The sequence below is a fragment of the Aquiflexum sp. genome (genome assembly GCF_041749095.1).
Classification (GTDB): Bacteria; Bacteroidota; Bacteroidia; order Cytophagales; family Cyclobacteriaceae; genus Aquiflexum.
In genome coordinates this window covers 1-2216 of the sequence record NZ_JBGTCA010000495.1, presented here as the reverse complement: position 1 = coordinate 2216, position 2216 = coordinate 1, and the positions used below count along the sequence as shown (strand labels likewise).

Genomic DNA, 2216 nt, shown 5'->3' with positions numbered 1-2216 from the left:
GTGCTGCCAGGGTTACAGCTTCAGCCAAATATGGTTTTGAACAATTGCCCCCGGGATATGATATGATGAACAATGTTGATTTTGCGGAAATGCAGCGGAGGCAGTTCACCAATTCGGGACTGACTCCCCCTGCCAGTGTTTCAACCCAATTTGACCCTTCCATCAATACGGACTGGTATGATGAGGGAACAAGGATGGGCAATTCCCAGGATTATAATGTGACCCTTTCGGGTGGAGCAGATAATAGCAGCTATTTGATTTCGGGAAGTTTTTTCAAAAATAAAGGAGTTTTGATCGGGACAGATTTTGAAAGGGTTGCCTTTAGGATCAACACAAGAAACAAAAAGGGCAGAGTAACTTTTGGGGAAAATATGGTTTTCACAAACTCCGTTTCCAGATCTCCCGGTACGGGCAATTCTTTTTATGATATGCCCCAATTGCTACCGGTCATTCCGGTTCAGGGCGATAGGTTTATTTCGGAAGCAAATCCCGACGGATGGGGCAAAGGAACCACGGATGCGGTCACCTATGCCTGGAATCCCGTTGCGGTCAATGCGATCAACAGCTTGAGGAGCAATTTTGCAAAGATTGTGGGCAATGCTTACGTTGATGTGGACATTACAGATGCCTTGGTGTACAGGTTCAATGCAGGTGCCGAACTGAGCTTCGACCATAATAAGAGAATGCGAAGGGCAGGAGAATGGCATTTCAACCAGCCTGCCGCACCGACCAATGTAATTGAGGACCGGGGTTTGTTTTCAAGTTTCCTTTTTGAACATACCCTTAATTTCAATAAAACCATTGATAAACATGTCATCAATGGTGTAGTGGGCCATTCCCAACAACGTACCAAAATGGAAATCCTGTCAGCAGGCAGGACTGATCTTCAATCCTTTGATGGCATTTATTTGAACACAGTCAGTTCGGCAACAGGAGAGGCCATAGCAGATGGCTTTATTCCACAGCAATACATTATATCAGGCTACCTCGGCAGGGTCAATTATACCTATGCGGACAAATACCTGTTGACCCTTACCGGTCGGTATGACTCGGATTCCAGGTTTGGTGAAGGAAACAGGTCCAGGTTTTTCCCGTCCATTGCAGGTGCTTGGAGAATAGGTGATGAAAGCTTTTTTGAATCATCGGTGATTTCGGATTTGAAACTCCGAGCTTCTTATGGTGAATTGGGTATCGTGACTGTGGGATCATGGGATTATATCGGATTTTTGAATTCCAATCCCAGAGCGATTTTTGGACCGGATCAGGCGGCTTATGTAGGTGCCACCCAGGCAAGATTGGCCAATCCGAATTTGGGATGGGAAAGAAGAATGAGCCATAATTTAGGATTCGATGCCGGATTTTTTGATGATAGTTTTATCATTTCAGCGGAATACTATAATTCACTTTCGAAGGATGTCCTAGTGAATTTGCCTATCGCATGGTATTTGGGCAACCTCGGCGGAGAACCTGCGGTAAATGCAGCATCCATCAGGAATACAGGTATTGAGGTAGAAGCCACCTACCGGAACAGAAAAAATGAATTCAAGTGGGATGTGTCCGGTAATTTTACCACTATCAGGAACAGGGTAGTGGATATCGGAAACCTTGGTGAAGGTGTCAACTATATCCAAACCGGCATTACAAGGACCCAATTGGGAAGATCTTTGGGTGAATGGTATGTATTGCAAACAGATGGGCTTTTCCAAAGCCAGGAAGAAATCGACAATTACCGAAATGCTGACGGTCAGATCATCCAACCATTTGCCAGGCCGGGAGATGTTCGCTTTGTTGACATCAATGGTGATGGCGAAATCAATCAGGAGGACAGGACTTTTCTGGGTTCTCCATGGCCGACGCTTCAGACAGGGGCACAGTTCAATGCGACGTATAAGAATTTCAGTTTCAACATGCAATGGGTAGGCGTATTCGGTCATCAGATAATGAATGGGATCAGAAGAGAACTGGACAGCTACCAGAATACCAATTTCAGAAGTGATCTGAATCCATGGAGCCCGGACAATACCAATACCTCTGATCCAAGAATCGGGTTTTCTGTAGGAGATCCGGGGTTGATCGATAATGCCAGGTTGGAAAGCGATAGGTGGTTGGAAGACGGTTCCTATGTCAGATTGAGAAATCTTGAGATAGGGTATAACTTCCTTCCCAATATCGTGCAAAGATGGAATGTGCAAAATGCCAGGATATTTATCAGCGGC

At 45.3% G+C, this 2216-nt stretch carries 1 protein-coding gene; it reads left to right on the top strand.

The window, feature by feature from the left end; all coding sequences use genetic code 11:
- Positions 1–2216: SusC/RagA family TonB-linked outer membrane protein (locus tag ACEW8O_RS22660; protein WP_373496911.1), on the top strand; the 2216-nt coding region annotated here is incomplete at both ends.